Origin of the sequence: Streptomyces sp. PA03-5A, from assembly GCF_033792725.1 — a bacterium.
In the GTDB taxonomy this organism is placed as follows: Bacteria; Actinomycetota; Actinomycetes; order Streptomycetales; family Streptomycetaceae; genus Actinacidiphila.
On the sequence record NZ_JARAVL010000008.1, the window covers coordinates 238,488 to 257,791 of the forward strand.

The following is a 19,304-nucleotide window of genomic DNA, read 5'->3' on the forward strand; positions in this document are numbered from 1 at the left end:
CGCGCCAGGCCAGCACCCACGCACGTTCCTCCTCGACGTGACCCGCTGCTCTGTCTCGTCGCGCTTCGACCGCGCGAGCCCGTTCAACACGACGGGCCGGTGGAAACACCCCCTCCGTGACTCCTCGTCATTTAATAACGGTTAGATCTCGACCGGAGAACGGGCGTGGATTCCACGCCTCACAAGGTGACCTGAAGCTCATATCTAGCTCAAGTGCAGAAGCCTTCAAAAATTCATCGAGCGAGGCAATGCGGGCACGAGCCGAGGTGAACCGGACGATGCCCTCCACTTGTGGTCATGGTGAAAAGAAGGCGTGTGTGCTTTGATCGGCAACGACCAAATATCTTGCCCGCCACCCCCGTTGGTGCGGGTATTGCATTCAGGGGAAACACTTGACAAAGCGAGCCCAAAGAAGATCGGGTAGCCGACTGCTGCATGCCACGCTCGGTACGGCGCTCCTCGCCACCGGAGCTGTTGCCGCTCCTGCTACAGTGGCTCCGACCAGCATCGCAGCTGCCGCGGACTGCCAGTCCAGCGTGGCCACCTACGTCGTCGAAGCGAAACCGGGACTTCCTTTCGGGATTCCGGGCGCGACGACGCTACGCAAGTATATCGACTGGGACCCCAGTGGCGGTGGCGCCGCTGGCCCCCTCTTTGACACTGGCTACGTCGCACCCATTCCGGACCTGGCCTCGGTGTTCTCTGGCGGGAGCGGAATTCTCTATCAAATCGACCGCAAGACTGGGCAGTTGAAGTCCTACAAGGACAACACGGCCTCTGGCGGCTCTTTGATGACTTACGTCAAGACCTTTAAGTCCAACTCGGCTCAACCCTGGGCTAGTTACGATCACGTGTGGTCCGTAGGCAGCAAGATTTTCACGATCGATGATGCCGGTACTCTCGCCGTCCACCAGCCGAGCTCTAGTGACGCCCCTGACGGTCAGGGCGTCATGCTCGACATGGCCACGATCTCAGCGACGAACGCCGCAGTGATAGCGATCAACAAGTCTGACGAGGTCTGGTCGGCCGGCAACAAGATCTACGGCCTGACCGACGGAACAATCCGGTCCTGGACCCTGTCCTGGCTCGGGGTTATTCCGAAGCTCGACGTGGCCACCGAGACGGTCTTGGCCACGGACACGAAGGTGACATCCGCCTGGAGCCCGGGCCCCGGCACGGTCTACACCGCCACCACCGGCATCGACTACAGCGGCATCGTCAAGGGCTACACCGGAGCCGGCGGCACTGCACTCACCCTCGCCAACGACGACGTACGGCAAGGCCTCTACGCCCGTTCGGTGTTCACGGACACCGCCTCCTGTCTCGCGGCGACACCGGACACCCGCCCCTACTTCGGCGCCCAGCCTGACGAAAGTGGTCTCACGGACGTCGGTACCGACTCCCCGCCGGACTCGACGCCAACGAACCCCAGCCTTGTCCAAGGAAAGTTCACTTTGGGAAACGGTCAGCCCGCTGCCGGGCTGGAGGTGACGGTCGAAGCCGCCGACCTTGTGGCGGACGACGGTACCGCAACCGACCTCCCCGACCTGGGCAAGGTCCACACAGCGGCCGACGGCACATGGAAGCTGACCCTGCCTAACCCGCTTCCCGCAGCCATACAGGCAGCTGCAGACGCCAACGACGGTGCGCTCAACCTGACCGCGACCACCGCTGGCGTCACCACTTCCGGCGTGAACATGTTCGGTGCCGACAACCTCGTCGCAGCTCCTGAGGTACCAGGATCGACGCAACCCACCGGCTTTGCCCTGTCGGCAAGCAATGAAGCGCCGCACACCACGGCACTGTCGCCCCTGCTCAGTGACACCGACCCCAACAACGCCGGCACCGATCCCACCCCGGAGCAGGTCAGCACCACCTTCGCTGCCACCGCGGAACAGTACTCCGTCGAACCCATCGATCAGGGGACCACGCCGACGTGGCAGAGCGACCGCTCTGCCGCGCCCCCGGCAGGCTTCAACCCTTACGTCGTGAACGGTGTTGACACCAGTGGTCAGGCGGTCACTCCGCTCAACTCCGGCTCCTGTGAATGGCTGACCCAGACGCTGTCGAAGACGGTCGCCTACACCACCGTCGGCGAGGCCCACGCATACTGGGATGCCAAGGCGAACTTCGACTACGACCAGAAGCTCTCCAGCACAGTCGACGTCGCCACTTCGCATAACGACACCTGGAAGATCACTGGCACCGTCTCGGTCGGTGGATCCACCGGGATATCGACCGGTTACAGTAACAAGGGCCCGTACTTCGCCAAGCAGTGGCGGGTCCCGATCGAGTACAAGAAGATCAAGAAGACCTACTACTGCTCAGGCGTCGCTCGGTCTTCCTACCGGCAGATCGTGGCCGGCAAGTACAAGGTTCCTGCTGGCGGCTCCACGGGGAAGTACGGGCAGGACGTGCGAAGCAAGGACGGTCCCACCGCATTCCAGGCCTCGCCGAGGCAGTACTACGGGAAGGTCCCCGGCGGCTCGTACTTCCAGCTCTCCTCCGGCAAGAGCACCAAGTGGACCAAGGCCGTGGCCGCCTTCGGTATCTCTCTCAGCGCAGCCACCTCGTACGATCGCGAGCACAAGCAGCGCATCACCGCCGGCAACAAGACCGGTTCGCACATCATCTGGGGCAAGAATGGTCCGCTCTCGAGCAAGCCTGGCGTCTTCTACTCCTACTAGACGCCTCCGCACTGCCGCGGCACTGGCTCTCGCGTCCACCATCACTCTGGCAGGCTGCTCTGGAACAGAAAGCAGTCCTGCACAAGGCCACGCCCTGGACGGCGGCACCTACTCACAGGGGACGGTCGGTAACGACCACGCCAAGGTCGGGCAGGTGTGGTGGGCGGCGCTACCGCCACCCACCAACGTCTCTGACAAGGACCTCGAACTCACCGGGGCGACAGTGCTACGAGTCCCCAAGGGCATCAAGATCCTGCAATACGGTGCGTACAGCGCCAACGACACCGACGGCATCGTGATGCTCGGGATCGAAGGCGATTCGGAGGACCCGCACTTCGAACGTCTCAAGAACCACTTTCACAAGGCCGTCAAAGTCAGGGCGAAAGGCGACACCGACATCTACTACGTGGTCCGCATGAAGATCACCGGACCTATCAAGGGCAACCTGCGCGACACCAGGTTTACCTACCGCCAGGACGGTCGCAGCTACGAGCAAACACTCAAGAGCGACGTGGCCCTGCGAGTCGAACAGCCCTGATCGCGTGATGTGTGTGGCACCCCATACCGGGGTGCCACACACACGCACTTTCACGGCGCGCCTGCTTGGCTGCGGATCGAGGCCACCCGACAAGACGCCAACGCACCGCAGTTCTACCCCTTTGTGGCCTCATTGAGCAGCAGGTACAGCACCCCGATCAGGGAGCCGCTGGACACAATCTCCCGCCGGTCGATCACGCCCCGGACGGTCCAGGTCTTCAAGCGGCCCGGCGACGACATGGGCCGGTACCGCCAGCAGTACGTGTACCGGTGCCCGCAGGTGAAGTGCCGCAACCAGATCGTGGAGCCGGACGTGCTCCCCGCGGCCGCCGCGATCGACTGGACGCTCCCCGGCCAGCGCATCGGCGACCGCAAGACCCTGCTCGCCGACAAGACGATAGCCCGCATCTCAGCGGGGCTCCGGAAGTTCGCAGAGCCGATGGTCGTGCCAGCCGGCGGGACCTGGCGGAACGACGCGACCCCGCTCTTCGACCCGATGCCGACCCGCACGACCCGCGAGAACGACGCCCTCGCCGTCCCCCCGATCCTCGTCCCCTGCGACGGCCGCCCCGGCAAGAACGCCAGCCCGATCTACGACCCACTGCGCACCCAGACCACCCGAGCCGAGGCCGGACTGGCCTGGCTGCCCTTCATCGCGGAGATCCGGGGCGGCGCCAGCGACGCCCGATCGGTCGCCGACCCCCTGTGCACCGTCACCGCCTCCGGCAACCACCACGGCCTCGTCACGCCCGCCATGGTCATGCGCAACAACGGGTCGAAGGGCGACGGCGGCGAGCACTGAACCAGCGCGGACGAGCCACTGCGCACCCTGACCACCACCGGGCACCAGTCGCTCGTCACCTGGCAGCACCTGCTCGTCCCGTACTACGGCACCGGCCGCGCCCGCACCGTCCGCGAGCCGATCGGCGCCCTGTCCACCCGCGACCGCTTCGCCCTCGTCAAGGGCGAGATCAACGTGGACGACGTCCTGTTCCGGATGCTGGAGCCCCACGAGATCGGCAGGGCCATGAGCTTCGCCGACGACTACGTGGTCCTCGGCACCAAGCGCGAGCGCGTCCGCCAGTACGGCAACGCCGTCACCCCCAACGTCGCCGAGGTCATCCTCTGCGCGCTCGTCGAGTGCATCACCGGCGAAGACATCGACCGCCACGCCCCGCAGGACCGGTTCGGCACCGCCGCCTGACCCGCCCAGCCGCCGGGGACGGGCGACCCCGCCCCCGGCCCCCACCTCCCCTCCCTCCCGAAGGAGACAGCGATGCGCCTCATCGGCATGCCCGCCCTCACCCAGGCCGCTGGAATCCGCGTGGCCAGCTTCAACACCGTGTACGAGGACAACAAGTGGATGCGGGCCCGCCTCCGCCGCGCCGACGGCACCGGCCCGGAGATCACCGGAAAGCTCGACGACTACACGATGCGGTTCAGTCCGGCCACCCTGGAACCCCCTCGGGTTCGGCCGCCTACCACCACAGACGGGACCCCCCAACCCTTCGTCTTGTCCTGACGCGACGTCTGAGATGCCCACCCATATGGAGTTTGATCGGTCATGTTTGATTGTGAGCAATCTCTCATCGCTGGCCGACTCGTAGGCAAGGTCTTGTGAAAAACCTATGAGTGCCCGAAGGATCTTTCTTCACCTGGATGGTCTTTTACGAGGGGGGCTTCGTGCGCGCTCGGCGTTCAGTTGCTGTCGTTGTTGCCGTGGCGATGGCGGTGCTGAGTACTGCAGAGGGTGCTGCGGCAGCCTCGGTGTGGCCCCACGGCGCTGTCGATGGGGGTATCCGCCCAAGTCAGCGCCACGGCAGCGCGGACGGGTTGTCCCACCGGACACCAGGGGACGCCACGGACGCTTGGTCCAAGGGGGGGAGGCTCGGCCCACTCAAGGGGCGGGGGGAACTCGCCGTCGAGGAAGCGCAGCCACAGCAGGATCCTGTAGCGACTGCCCGGCGGCCGAAGGCATCTGCCGTGGAGCGCGTTCCGGTACCCGACTCGGCAGGCGTGACGGGTTTCGACCGTGAGGCGAGCAAGGAACTGGTCGGCAGCCGAGGCACACGTCAGCGGGTGTACCGGAACGCCGACGGCACGTTCACCACGCGGTACTACAACGAGCCGGTCAATTTCCGTCGTACGGATGGCAGCTGGCAGGCAATCGATACCACCTTGATCCGGGCTGGTGGCGGCGGCCGGTTGGGTCGCTCAGTTGCTGCGGATCCTGCCGCGGGCTGGACGACAGTCTCTGGCGAAGCATCGGTCACGCTGGGCAGCTTTGGGGATGACAGGCCCTTGGCCGCCTTGGGTGTGGATGGGGACCGTTCGGTTGCGTTTTCCCTCGAGAACGCCGCTCATGTTGCCGGCGCCGTCGACGGAGACACCATCACCTATGCCGATGTACGGCCGTCAGCGGATGTGCAGTTCGAGGCGGGCAGCACCTCGATCAAAGAGATGCTGGTACTCAAGGACCGTGACGCGCCGACGGAGTGGGTTTTCCCTCTGACCTTGCGGGGTCTGACGGCTCGCGTGGAGGACTCTGGCGCCGTCGCGCTAGTCGACGTCACGGGTGGGACGTATGCGCGAATCCCCGCCGGGTGGATGGAGGATTCCCGTGTCAGCCCGAACTCCAACGAGGGCGCGGTGTCTTCTGGGGTTCAGTACAGCCTGGTGACGATCGACGGTGGCCCCGCGCTGAAGGTTTCTCTGGACAAGCAGTGGTTGCAGGACCCGGATCGGATGTATCCGGTGAGGGTTGATCCGTCGGTGCAGAAGGTGACCGCCACCTCCGGCACGTACGTGGAGTCGCCGTACAACCAGGACTTCTCCAGTGACACGGTGCTCAAGGTAGGTACCTACGATGCCGGCGGTCACAAGGCGGCTGCCTTCCTGCGCTTCTCCGGTCTGGAGACCACGCTGAAGAACGCCTACGTCCTCAGCGCCAATCTGGCCCTGTACAACACCTGGTCATACTCCTGCACGGCCCGTCCCGTGTCGGTGTACCCGATCACCCAGAACTGGTCGGAGTCCACCACGGAGAAGTATCCGGGGCCGTCAACCGGGTCGTCACTGGGCTCGAAGAGCTTCGCGCACGGCTGGCGGCCTGAGGGGACCGAGACCTGGTCCTGCGATCGGGCCTGGGAAACCATCAAGCTAGGCTCTGCGGGCCGAAAGCTCGTGGATGACTGGACTCATGGACGGGTGAAGAACTACGGCCTGGCGGTGAAGGCCTCCACCTCGGACTCCCGGGGATGGAAGGAGTTCGGCTCCGACGACAACAGCAACAAGCCCAGTCTGGACGTGACATGGACCTCTTACGGGTCCACCTACAAGCTAGGCGACTGGGTCACGCCTGTCACCTCCACCGCCGAGGGCAAGATGAAGGTGACCGTCACCAACCGGGGACAGGCGACCTGGCCCAAGGCTGGCGCCTATAAGTTGCGTTACCGCCTGTACAACGCGGCTGGCACGGAGATCACCTCCTCCTCCAACGTCCTCACCACCGACATGCCGCAGGATGTTTCGCCAGGCGAAGCCGTGACCATCGACGCACGCATAGCCAAGCTGACCCCCGCCACGTACACACTCGCCTGGACCATGGCCGAAGGCAGTTCCCTGTTCACTGACTCGGGCGTGCCGGGCCTGGCGATGCAGTTCTCGTCGGTGAACATTCCTCCCCAGCTAACCGGTGAGTCACCGGTCAGCGGCGTAGTGGAGGATTCACTGACTCCCACGCTCTGGGCGACAGGCAAGGACACCGACCGGTACCCATTCAGCACGCTGCAGTACAGCTTCGAGGTCTGCGAAGTGCAGGGCAAGGACACCCGCAAGAACTGCCGCACCGGCACAAGGAGCACCGCCAAACAATGGGCGGTGCCTGAAGGCTGGCTGTCATGGGGCAAGACCTACGCCTGGTATGCCTATGTCTACGACGGCAACGCGACCTCGGCACGGCCTGGGCCGGCCCTGTTCACCACGCAAGTACCGCAACCCGCAGTCACCAGCCATCTGGGCAGCGCCGACGCCGGCCGCGAGTTCGGCGCCCGGTCCGGCAACTACATCACGGCCGCGACGGACGCGTCGGTGGCGGTCGTCGGTCCCGAACTGGCGGTGAGCCGCACCTACAACTCCCTTGACCCTCGGACCGGTAATGCGTTCGGCGTCGGCTGGTCCACGCCGTGGGACATGCGGTTGTACAACGAGTTCGGCGCCGGCACCGTGCTGGTCACCTTCGGTGATGGATCCCAGGCCCGGTTCGGTGAGAACGCCGACGGCTCCTACACCGGCCCGGCAGGTTACGCCGGAACCCTGAAGGACGCGGTGCAGGGCTGGGACCTGCGCGACGGCAAGGGATGGCTCTACCACTTCATGGAGACCGGGCGTCTCACCACGGTGACCGACGCCGCCGGCCGCCGGCAGTCACTGCGCTACCAACAGGAGGATGGCGGACCGCTGACGCGCGTCACCGATGAGACCTCCGGGCGGACCCTGACCTTCACATGGTCCGGGAACCACGTCGAGTCGGTCACCACCAGCGCTGTCGGCCCTGTCGCCCCCGGTCTCACCTGGACCTACCACTATGACGGCGACCGGCTGACCACGGTGTGCCCGCCGGACTCCACCACGGCGTGCACCAGGTACACCTACGACGACGGATCGCGCTACCGCAGTGCCGTCCTGGACGCCAACGCGGTGTCGTACTGGCGGCTGGGCGAAACAGAAGGCTCGGTCGCGACCAGCGAGGCACCCTCCCGGACCGGCCTGAACCAGGCGACGTACCGCGACGTCGTGCTGGGGTCGGAACCGGCCGTGGCCGGCACGGCCGACACCGCCGCCACCTTCGACGGCACCGATTCCTACGTTGAACTCCCCGACGACACCATCAGCACTTCGACGTACCTGTCCGTGGAACTGTGGTTCAAGACCACCAGCCCCGGCGTGCTGGTCGGATTCCAGGAATCGCCTCTGGAGGACGGCACGCCGGTTCACTGGACCCCGGCCCTGGGCGTGGACAGCGCCGGAAAGCTGCGGGGCGAGTTCTGGAATGGTTCCGTGGCCCCGATCACCAGCACCACTTCCGTCACCGACGGCGTCTGGCACCACGCCGCCCTCACCGGGGCCGGGACAACGCAGACCCTGTACCTCGACGGGGAAGCGATCGGAACCCGAACAGGGCCGATCGACCACCAGGACATGACCTACACCTACCTCGGCGCCGGGTACTCCAGCCCGGGCTGGGACGGCCAGACCGCCGGCGTACGGCACTTCACCGGGTCGATGGACGAAGTCGCCGTCTACCACTACCCGCTGGATCCGGCCACCGTCGCCGAGCATTTCGCCGCCCGGCAGGCCACCGGCCTGATGACCGCGGTGACACTGCCCTCCGGGCGGACCCACGCGCAGGTCGCGTACGACACTGCCACAGGGCGGGTCACCCAGACCACCGACGAGAACGGTGGCACCTGGCATATCTCTGCCCCGGCCTACTCCAGCGGCTCGGCCACCTACACCACCGCGGTCACCAAGTCGGACCCCCAGGGGTACTGGCGCCTGGGCGAACAGCACGGCGCCACCGCCGCCACTGCACTCCCCGAGGGCGTCGACGCCTCGTATGGTGACGCCGTCACTCTGGGCCGCGCAGGGGCCTTCGCCGACGGCGACGACGCCGCCGCTACCTTCGATGGAACCTCGGACTCCTACGTCGAGTTGCCCAACGACATTCTTGAAGGCACCACCACACCTTCGGTCGAGCTCTGGTTCCGAACCTCCAAATCCGGGGTTCTGATGGCCCTTCAGAACGCCGAACTTGGGCAGACTCCGACCGCCTACCGGCCAGTTCTAAACGTTGACGCCGCCGGAAAGCTGCGCGGCGAACTGTGGGTGTCTGGGGCTGCCGGTGCAACCCCCATCACGTCGACCACCACGGTGACCGACAACGAGTGGCACCACGTCGTTCTCGCCGGAGCGACGTCCACTCAGTCGCTCTACCTCGACGGAACGAAGGTCGGCTCACTGTCCGGAACCATCATCGACCAGTCACTGCCCCACGCGTTCGTCGGTGGCGGCTATGCCAGCCCCAGCTGGTACGGGGCGTCTACCTCTGGAACCTACTACTTCACCGGGCAGATCGACGAACCCGCGGTCTACGACCACACCCTTGACGGGGCGACCGTTACCGCCCATTACCGGGCACGCACCGACCTGATATCCGGAGATGCCCCCGCGTATCGGGGATCCGTGAAGAGCGACGCCCCCGGGGCGTACTGGCGCCTGGACGAAACCAGCGGCACCACAGCCGCCAGCGATGTCAAGGCGAACAACGGCAACGGCACCTACACCAGAGTCACCCTCGGCACCACCGGCGCCTTCGGAGTGGGCGAAGGCGGAGCCGCCCAGTTCAACGGAAACAGCTACGCACAGCTCCCCGGCGCAATCATGCATGCCTCCACCAATCTAGCGGTGGAGCTGTGGTTCAGGACCACGAAGCCGGGCGTCATGATCGGGGACCAGTCCCGGCAGATCGAAGATCCAGCCGGCATAGGAGGCTCCTGGACGCCGGTCTTGTACGTGGGTGCCGACAACAAGCTGCACGGCAAGTTCTTCGTTAACTCAACGGTCACGGGGACCTCCGTCGCGTCCACCGACACCGTCACGGACAACCAGTGGCACCACGCCGTGATCTCGGCCTCCGGCACGACTCAGACCCTGTACCTGGACGGCGTCCCGCAGGGGACCCTGACTGGTGCGGTGAACCATCAGGCCAACTCCCTGACCTACATCGGTGCCGGCTACGCGAAGAACTGGCCCGGCAGCCCCAGCGACATCAGTTACTTCAACGGTGCCATCGACGAAGTCAGCATCTTCCAGCATCCACTGACGGGCGACCAGGTAGCCGAGCACTACCGCGCGCGTAGCCAGACCGGCGTCTCCGCGCTGGCCTCCACCGTCACCGTGACCGACCCACTCGGCCGCACTACCAGCAGCACCTATGACGCGCTGCGCGGCGAGCGCCGCCTGTCGGACACGGACGCGGACGGTGGGGTGACCACGTACACCTACGACACCGGAGGCTTCCTGCACACCGTGACCGACCCCAACGGTCACGCGACGATCACGGGACATGACGCTCGCGGCAATGTCGTCTCCCAGACGACATGCCGTGACAGCAACTCGTGCTGGACCTCGTTCACCGAGTACTACCTCAACCCCGCTGATCCACTGGACCCGCGTAACGACAAACCGACCGGTATACGGGACGCGCGCTCTTCCGGGCCGGCCGATGCTCGGTATCTGACTCGGCAGACTTACACGAGCGGCGGCCTGCCCGACACCACCACCCTGGTTGACGGTCGCACACGGCGTGTTACCTACACCGACGGCACGGAACAAGCCGTGGGTGGGGGTTCCACCCCAATCGGCTTGGTCAAGACTCAGACCACGACGGGCAGAGCCGTCACGACCAGTGAGTACTACGCGAATGGCGACCTGGCCAGGGTCACGTCGCCGTCGAGCCTGGTCACGACCTTCACGTACGACGGGATCGGCCGTCGACTCACCGAAACCCAGATTTCGGACTCCCAACCCGCCGGGGTGACTTCGACCTACGGCTACAACGCCATGTCGCAGGTCGTGTCCGAGACTGGCCCCGGTGTGAAGAACGAGATCACCAACACCACCCACACTGCACGCATCACCCGTCTCTTTGACGCGGACGGCAACCTGCTGAGCGAGACGGCGCAGGACTCGACCGGCGGCGACACCTCGCGCACCACCGCGTATCACTACGACGAACACGGACTGACAGACTCCGTCACCGACGCCGAAGAAGCCGCCACCACGTACGAGCACGACCCCTTGGGACGGGTGTCTGCGCAAACCGATCCGGCGGGCACCACCACCGCTTTCAACTACACCCGCCGCGGGCAATTGGCCACCAGTACCCTCAAGAACTGGACTGGCGACCCGTCAGGTCAGATCCGCGATCTGGTCCTGGAGTCCCGCTCCTACGATCCGGCAGGCCGTCTCGCCTCGGTCACCGACGCCATGGGCGCGACAACCGCCTACACCTACTACGACGACGACCTGCAAGCCACTGTCACCGCCAAGTCCGTGACCCAGGCCGACGGCACCCATCACGACGTCGTTCGAGAAGCCAGCACCTACGATGGCGCCGGCCAGCTCATCCAGCAGGTCACCGGCGGCGGCAAGACCACGACCAACTACACCGTCGACGCCACCGGCCGTACAACCCGCGCGGTGCTCGATCCGGCAGGTCTGAACCGGATCACCACCTACGCCTACGACGATGACGATCGTGTGAAGGAGCAGGTCACTCAAAAGGGAACCACAACCGGCTTCACGGTGATGGCGTTCGAACCATGGTTCGAGAGCGACTACACCTACGATGCAGCCGGCAACGTCCTCACAGAGAGTGTCAGTGATGGTCTGGGATCCTCGCCCCTCGTCCGTCACACTTACGATCAGCGCGGCCTGCTCACCTCGACCATTAGCGGTCGCGGCAATACTTCGGGCGCGACTGCAGCGGATTACACGACCAACTACCGTCACGACGCCCTTGGCCGTCTGGTGGAACAGACTGCCCCCCCGGTATCAACCGAAACAGGCGGGAACCCTGCCCAGATCACCCGCCCGGCGACGCTGACCGGCTACAACACCTTCGGCGAGGCCACGGAAACCCGCGATCCCAACGGAAACACGACTCGGGCCACCGTCGACAGGCTCGGCAGGCCCACCACCACCACGCTCCCCGAGTACACCCCACCAGGGAGCAGCACCTCCCTGACCGCCACCAGTACCACGCAGTACGACGTCCTCGGCCGGGCGGTACTCACCAGCGATCCTCTCGGACGCACTACGGCTTACGCCTACGACCAACTCGGCAACCTCACCGCCCAGTCGCTGCCGATCGCCAACCCGTCCGGTCTCCTGCCAGGCGTGATCCCGGACCCGGCGAACCACTACACCTGGACGCCCACCGGCTTGCAACTGTCCGCCACGTCCACGACCGGTGCGCGCACCGAGGCCACCTACGACGAACTCGGCAGACAACTCACTGCCACCACAGTGGAGCGGTACCCGACGGCACAGAACCTCACCAGCCGTTACGCGTGGGACGACGCCGACAACCAGACTGCCTCAGCGCCGCCGTCCGGTCATTTCACCACCGCCACCTTCAATGCTGCTGGCGAACCAGTCACGGTCACCGATCCGCTCTCACGCACCACTCGGATGGACTACGACGTTGTCGGCCATATGGTCCGACTGACGCGTCCGCTGGGCGACTCCACATTCATCAGCTACAACGAATTCGACCAGCCCACCGGGGTCACGGACTTTGGCTCTGGATCCGGGTTTCGCGACGCCAGCGCGGAGTATGACGACGACGGCAATAGGATTTCGGTCACCGACGCCACCCGCGCGACGACCGAATTCACCTACGACGCCTTGGGCAGGCTGACCCAGCAGGTCGAGCCGGTCTCGGACTCTGACGCCGATTCCATTGTGACTGGCTTCGGCTACGACGCCGTCGGCAACCGCACCAGCCTGACCGACGGCCGCCAGAACAAGTCGATCTACACTTACAACAGCTGGAACCTGCCCGAATCCGTCATCGAACCGTCCACCCCGGCCCACCCGGCGGCGGCGGCCCGCACCTGGACCACCACATACGACAAGGCGGGACAGGCCGTCACGCTCGCCGAGCCCAACAACGTCATCCGGCAGCGCACCTATGACGTACAGGGCCGGCTGACCAAGGAGACAGGCGTCGGCTCGTCCCAACCCACGGCAGACCGCATTCTGGGATACGACACGGACGACCGCCTCACCACAGTCGGCACAACCAACCCGATCAACCCCAACACCTACACGTACAACGACCGCGGCCAACTCCTGTCCACCGCCGGTCCCGGTGGCCAGTCCGCCTACGCCTACGACATCGACGGGAAAATGACGTCCCGTCAGGATGCAGCCGGCACCACCGCCTACGGCTACTACGCAGATGACACTCTGAAGACGGCCACCGACCCGTTGACGGGAACCACCGTCGGCTACACCTACGACGACAACGGCCGCACGAAGTCCGAGCAATACGGCACCGGCGGCACCCGCACCTACGGCTACGACGAATTCGGCCGACTGGCCACCGACAAGATCACGACCCCGACCGGCGGAACCACTGCCTCCATCACCTACGGCTACGACCTAGCGGACCGGCTCACCACCAAGACCACCACCGGCACAGCCGGAGCGGCCGCAAACAGCTACACCTACGACCATGCGGGCCGCATGACCTCCTGGACCAGCGGCAGCGTCACGACCGCATACGAGTGGGACAAGTCCGGCAACCGCACCAAGGTAGGTGGAGTCACCTCCACCTACGACGCCCGCAACCGCCTCACCTCAGACGGCACCAGCACCTACACGTACACCGGCCGCGGCACGCTCAGCGGCGTCACCACCAACGGGGTCACCCGCACGGTCGGCTTCGACTCCTTCGACCGCCTCATGCTGGACGGCACCACCACCTACCGGTACGACGCCCTCGACCGCGCCATGGCCAGCGGGGCCGCCACCTTCACCTACGACGGCGGCTCCACCAACCTCGTCGGAGACGGCACCAGCGTCTACACCCGAACCCCCGACGGCACCCTCCTCGGCACCAGCAATGGCACCTCAGGCCAACTCGCCATCACCGACCAGCACACCGACCTCGTGGCCACCCTCAATCCGACCGGCGACACCCTCACTGGTTCCACGGCCTACGACCCCTTCGGCAAAGAGATATCCGCAGCGGGAACCACACCCTCCGTGGGCTACCAGTCCGGCTGGACCGACCCAGCCAACGGCAACGTCAACATGGCCGCCCGCTGGTACCAACCCGGCACCGGCACCTTCACCTCCCGTGACGACTGGCTGCTGGACCCAAGCCCGTCATCCCAGGCCAACCGCTACCTCTACGCAAACGCCAGTCCGATGAACGGCATCGACCCGAGCGGACACAAAGAAGTCGCCACCGGGAGCGGCGGGGGCGGAGTCTTGTACGCCGGTGGCCAGCCGATATACACAGGCGGTGCCGGTGGTGTACGTGGCGGCAGTTTTGGTGGTATACGCGGCTCGAATGCAGGCAAAGGCCTTTTGGGAGTGAGTGGGGTGCTGGCTGCGGGCTATGCCATCAACTCCACCATAAATTACTTCACGCAATCGACTGCTCCGACTGCGAGCAGTGCGAGTACTTCGACTTCGATCGGCAGGAGCTGCGCCTACTACGGATTCTCCTGCAACATGACCCATGGAAGCGGGCCCTTCGGTCACAGTGGTGCGACAGGCCACTCAGTTGGCGTTGCTGCCGGCACCTCTGCTGCCGTAACGGCAGCTGTACAGCAGGCAATCAGAATAATCCCGCAGAATCCCAAGGGCCCAGGAACCAAGGTTTCTCGAGGGCCGGTAAGGGCGGACTGGGACCCGTGGAAGCCGACTCCGGATGATATCCATAATATTGTTCAGGCTGTTTTTTCTGCGGACTACCTCTCTTCGCTTGCTCAGGCTGATGTGCCAGCCTATTCTCCCGTCAATGTAAGCAACTCGGTCCGCAATGCCGCTTCTGCCGTCGCGGCAGGCCTCACGACAGCCGCAGTGTGTATCTTGAGCGGGTCCTGCGTTCCGCCCCCGGAGGACGAACCGTCGACTTGCGCGGTTAATGGCAAGGGGTGGGTTGACTACCAGGACACCGATCCGTCGCACGGCAATCGCGCTCGGGGCGTCACCGCTTGTCTGACTAATCAGTATCTGGACAACAATCCCGGAACGGATACTGAGAAGAGTATTCGCCCTCCCGGTTACGGGTGGGCGCGGCGATACGCTAGCTATCACCACGCCACCGCCAGGAGTTCAGTCAATAATTGCCATCTACTCGGCGCCCAAATCGGCGGCTCCGGCACCGACCTGAGAAATCTCTCGACCTGTGGTCGTGACGCAAACACCTTCCCGGAGCGAGGCGGGCTTGGGGCCATGGACAACATGGTGCAATTTGAGACACAGGTCCACGATCAGGTACGTGCAGGCAATACGGTCCTGTACACCGTGCGTCCGCGCTATCTTGGCGATCGCATCGTGCCGCAGGAGTACGTGATGGCCGCCACCAGCTGGGATAAGAAGGGTAATCTGGTGGGAACCGTGACGCGCCAAGTGCGGAACATGATGAACACGCCGCAGGGCTGGCATAACCTGGGGACCGTAGTTCACACGCGCACGGGCGCGGACATCCCGACGTCGGTAACCGACTGATCTGACCGGAACGAGGAAACTATGCATTGGGCTGTCGAAGAACTGCGGCACGTCATGCAACCACCCGCGGACGGGGGTGACGCGGTGGACTGGGACGCCCTTCAAGCCGAGACCGGATGGGAGTTTCCCACTGACTACCGCGACTTTCTCTCGGTGTTCGGTGTGGGCTCGATCAGCGACTCGATCGGCATTGGTGCACCGCCATTCGAGGGCTATCCATACGAGGACCACTTGCTTTACAATGTCCAGTGGCCGCCCGCTGATGGCAGGTTGACCTGGGCGTCAAACGAGGCCGGTGACGACTTGTTGTGGCGGTGCACGGGCAAGCCCGACACCTGGCAGGTGATCGTCCGTCCCAGAAATCCTACCCAGGAGCAGGAATACCGCATGGGCATGGCGGAGTTCCTACTTAGGCTCGTGCGTCGCGAAATTCATCCGCCTCTGGGAGCCAAATTGGAACTGCCGGCCACCTTTGAATCGTGGCGTGAAGAAAGAGAGAGAATGCTGGGCGAAGGGGGGGGATTGGAAGGCTTCTAGTCGGCTTTCGGATAGGAGGTTGAAGAGCTCCTGGTAGCCGACCGCGTCGTCGGCGATACGTGCCGTGGCGAGTAAACTACCGCCTTCGTCGATAAGGTCCACGTCATGATGGTGCTCGGCCCACTCGATGCCGCAGAACTTGGTCAAGCTATCCTCTCAGGCTGTTTCTTTTTGCAGTTCACGACGAATGTGGTGACGCGGCGTCCTAACTTCCGGACTCTTGGGTCCGTCATCTCAAGCGTTGCTGTCTCCCGTTGTTTCATCCCGCGATGCGGGCTTGGTCTGCTGATTTCGGGCCACGCCAAGGGATGGTGCTTTCGCCGGTGAGGTGGCGGGCCATGAGGTCGGTCATGGCGGGGTGGCTCATGGCTTCGGGCTTCGTAGTCGCGGGCCAGACTGCGGTGGCGCATTAGCAAGCCGACGTCCGCTCGCCCCCCCTGCGTTTCGGCACCGCAAGGAATCCCCTGGTTTCGGATGGGCGTTGGACGATTTCGAGATCGACGTCGAGCGTGGCAGCGTGCTCGACGAAGTACCTGACCTGTGGTTGAGCCCTGGATGCTGGCCGGGGTGACCAAGACCGCGCACAGCAGGCCCAGGGTGTCACCCAATCTTCTCGCCGGGTGTCCACGCCCTGGTTGGCACCGGAGACGCTGGGCGAGGTTTTCATACTTTGCGCGTCGATCATGCAGAACGACGGCTTCGTGCTCCGCCACTTCCTCTGTCGCACTCGTTCCTGACAGGCCATTGGGCTCGGCTAAGAGCTCGTAACGCGATCTTGCTCAGTCGCCCGCTTCGAAGTCGAGTCGCTGGGCGTCGTCAGGGAGCCAGGGGCCGGGGGTCCGTTGCGCCAGGTGTCGTGGCAAGCCAGGACCGCATCGACGAAGGGCCTCGGCGGGAGGTAGCTGTGTGCCTGTATGTAGTGTCCAACGAGGAAGGGGGCGGCGAAGACCTCGGTGAGTGATGCCGGGACGCGGATCTCGCTGCTGCCGCGGGGTGCACGAGGCATGTCGTCGTCTGCGATGTTGCACAGGTCGCACGGGTGCGTCCCCAGGGAGGCGTTGACGTACTGGCCGTGCAGGATGCGGTCGAGTTGTTCCTCGAAGCCGGGAGGGGTTGAGCCGACGTCGAAGGGGTGGTCGGCCGCGAGCCAGCCGATGTTGATCCGCGTGTAGCGGGGGTGAAGGTCACCACTCGGGTGCCCTCGCCCTCCCAGAGGGTGTCTTCCGGCTCCTCAGCGTAGGGGCTCAAGTCTTCGTAGAAAGTCACCGCTGATCTCTAGCATGTCCTGTCGCACATGCGGTTGCCTGGGGGTCTCGACGCCTCCGCCGCCAACAGGTGAGGGTGCAGGCCAGGGAGACCAGGGCGTCGTGGAGGTCGAGGCGCGTTCCCAGCGGACTGCGAGGCGCTTGAACTGGTGCAGTAGAGCGAAGGTCTGCTCGACGACGTATCGGAGTTTGCCCAGGCCCTGGATGTTCGGGCTGCCCTTGCGGGAGATCACCGGCTGGATCCGGCGGTTGCGTAGTTCCCGGCGGAGCGGGTTACTGTCCTAGCCCTTGTCTCCGAGGAGCGCGTCGGGCCGTATGCGGGGGTGTCCTGGGCGGCCGGCGACGGGCGGGATGCCGTCGACCAGGGCGAGGGTCTGGGTGACGTCGTTGACGTTGGCCGCGGTGGTGGTGACCGTGAACGGGGTGCCTTTGCCGTCGCAGATCACGTGGTGTTTGCTGCCTGTCCTACCCCGGTCGACCGGTGACGGGCCGGCCGCATCGCCCCGTTACCTTTTTCCTGGCCTCGCAATGAGGCTCCCGGCCTCCGACACCGGCAGGACTTGAGCCCCCAGTCGGTGATGATCGAAAAGGTGGTGCCACCGGGCGTCGGAGGCATTGGCAGACCGCTGATTAGGGGCACGAGCGCCGATCCCGGACCGGGCGAGGCAGTCTCTTCGTAACGTGGATGCCGGCACGCCGATGCCGCAGGTAGGCCGGGAAGAGGGCGAACACAGGAGCAAGACCGTGAACGATGACGGCAGCATCGACGTCTACGTGGGTCTGGACGTCGGCAAGAGCGAGCACTATGCCACCGCCCTGACCCCGGCGGGCAAGCGGGTTTTCGACAAGCGGCTGCCCAACACCGAGCCGAAGCTGCGCGAGGTGTTCACCAAGCTCCAGGCCAAGCACGGCACTGTGCTGGTGGTGGTCGACCAGCCCGCCTCCATAGGCGCACTGCCCCTGGCCGTGGCCCGCGATGCGGGATGCCGCGTCGCCTACCTCCCCGGCCTGACGATGCGGCGGATCGCCGACCTCTACCCGGGAGAAGCCAAGACCGACGCCCGCGACGCGCACATCATCGCGGATGCGGCCCGCGCGATGCCCCACACGCTGCGGGCCATCGAACTGGCCGACGCGACCGTCGCCGAAATGGAGATGATCGTCGGGTTCGACGACGACCTTGCAATCGAGCTGACCAGGACCAAGAACCGCCTGCGGGGGCTGCTCACGCAGATCCACCCGTCGCTGGAGAAAGTCCTCGGCCCGCGTCTGGACCATCCCGCCGTGCTTGCGCTGCTTGAACGCTTCGGTTCCCCGGCGCAGATCAGGAAGGCAGGCCGGCGGCGACTGGTCACACTGCTGCGGCCGAAAGCGCCACGGATGGCTGAGCGCCTGGTCGAGGACATCTTTGCCGCACTGGACGAGCAGACCGTGGTCGTCCCCGGCACCGACGCCGCCACGCTGATCATCCCCAGCCTCGTCTCCACCCTCGGCTCCGTCCTGGACCAGCGAAAACTCCTCGCTACCCGCATCGAGGAACTCCTGGAGGCCCACCCTCTCTCCGAGGTCCTGATCTCTATGCCCGGCATCGGGGTCAGGACCGCGGCCCGCATCCTCATCGACGTCGGTGACGGCAGCACCTTCGCCACAGCCGGACACCTGGCCGCATAGGCTGGCCTGGCACCGGTCACCCGCAGCTCCGGCTCGTCCATCCGTGGCGAACATCCCGCCCGGCGGGGCAACAAACAGCTCAAACGCGCCTTCTACCTCGCCGCCTTCGCCTCGCTCTCGCAACCAGAATCACGCGCCTACTACGACAGGAAGCGCCGCGAGGGCAAGCACCACGTCGCAGCCCTGGTCGCCCTCGCCAGACGACGCATCGACGTGCTCTTCGCCATGCTCCGCGACGGCACCCTCTACGAGCCCCCGCTCAACGCGGCAGCTTGACGAAAGCCATAGGGGCACC

General features: G+C 65.1%; 8 protein-coding genes and 3 pseudogenes. 8 read left to right on the top strand and 3 right to left on the bottom strand.

Going from position 1 to position 19,304, the window contains the following annotated elements:
- Positions 1 to 536: 536 nt before the first annotated feature.
- Both PV410_RS12645 and PV410_RS12650 read left to right on the top strand, forming a co-directional pair.
- On the top strand, positions 537 to 2,687 hold the full coding sequence (locus tag PV410_RS12645; RefSeq protein WP_500324184.1) for a hypothetical protein: 2,151 nt from the start codon (positions 537 to 539) through the stop codon (positions 2,685 to 2,687).
- Positions 2,688 to 2,841: 154 nt separating this feature from the next.
- Positions 2,842 to 3,225, top strand: coding sequence for a hypothetical protein (locus PV410_RS12650; RefSeq protein ID WP_500324185.1), 384 nt, complete (start codon positions 2,842 to 2,844; stop codon positions 3,223 to 3,225).
- Positions 3,226 to 3,338: 113 nt separating this feature from the next.
- Here the strand turns inward: PV410_RS12650 and PV410_RS12655 are convergent.
- Positions 3,339 to 3,431: pseudogene (locus tag PV410_RS12655) on the bottom strand (NUDIX hydrolase); the annotation flags it as partial.
- Positions 3,432 to 3,462: 31 nt separating this feature from the next.
- Between PV410_RS12655 and PV410_RS12660 the strand changes: the two are divergent.
- The 5 genes from PV410_RS12660 (at position 3,463) to PV410_RS12680 (ending at position 16,073) form a co-directional block, all read left to right on the top strand.
- Entirely contained in the window at positions 3,463 to 4,026 is a 564-nt protein-coding gene (locus tag PV410_RS12660; RefSeq protein WP_500324186.1) for a hypothetical protein, read from the top strand.
- Between the two features lie 174 nt (positions 4,027 to 4,200).
- Positions 4,201 to 4,428, top strand: coding sequence for a DNA cytosine methyltransferase (locus tag PV410_RS12665; protein WP_500324187.1), 228 nt, complete (start codon positions 4,201 to 4,203; stop codon positions 4,426 to 4,428).
- 72 nt (positions 4,429 to 4,500) lie between these two features.
- Complete coding sequence (locus PV410_RS12670) at positions 4,501 to 4,746, top strand: hypothetical protein (protein ID WP_500324188.1); 246 nt, start codon at positions 4,501 to 4,503, stop codon at positions 4,744 to 4,746.
- A gap of 494 nt (positions 4,747 to 5,240) precedes the next feature.
- Positions 5,241 to 15,536, top strand: a complete 10,296-nt coding sequence (locus PV410_RS12675) for a LamG-like jellyroll fold domain-containing protein (protein ID WP_500324189.1) — start codon at positions 5,241 to 5,243, stop codon at positions 15,534 to 15,536.
- Between the two features lie 84 nt (positions 15,537 to 15,620).
- On the top strand, positions 15,621 to 16,073 hold the full coding sequence (locus PV410_RS12680; RefSeq protein WP_500324190.1) for a hypothetical protein: 453 nt from the start codon (positions 15,621 to 15,623) through the stop codon (positions 16,071 to 16,073).
- Positions 16,074 to 16,827: 754 nt separating this feature from the next.
- Here the strand turns inward: PV410_RS12680 and PV410_RS12685 are convergent.
- Positions 16,828 to 17,286 (bottom strand): DUF7919 family protein, encoded by a 459-nt coding sequence (locus tag PV410_RS12685; RefSeq protein ID WP_500324249.1) that lies wholly within the window; start codon positions 17,284 to 17,286, stop codon positions 16,828 to 16,830.
- A gap of 333 nt (positions 17,287 to 17,619) precedes the next feature.
- Positions 17,620 to 17,844: pseudogene (locus PV410_RS12690) on the bottom strand (transposase); the annotation flags it as partial.
- A gap of 193 nt (positions 17,845 to 18,037) precedes the next feature.
- On the opposite strand from PV410_RS12690, the pseudogene PV410_RS12695 reads away from it, so the two are divergent.
- Positions 18,038 to 19,285, top strand: a pseudogene (locus tag PV410_RS12695) (IS110 family RNA-guided transposase).
- The last annotated feature ends 19 nt before the right edge of the window (positions 19,286 to 19,304 follow it).

Bases quoted from the DNA above. Each gene is read 5' to 3' on its own strand.
- PV410_RS12660 (WP_500324186.1), top strand. From the start codon at position 3,463: ATGGGCCGGTACCGCCAGCAGTACGTGTACCGGTGCCCGCAGGTGAAG.
- PV410_RS12670 (WP_500324188.1), top strand. From the start codon at position 4,501: ATGCGCCTCATCGGCATGCCCGCCCTCACCCAGGCCGCTGGAATCCGC.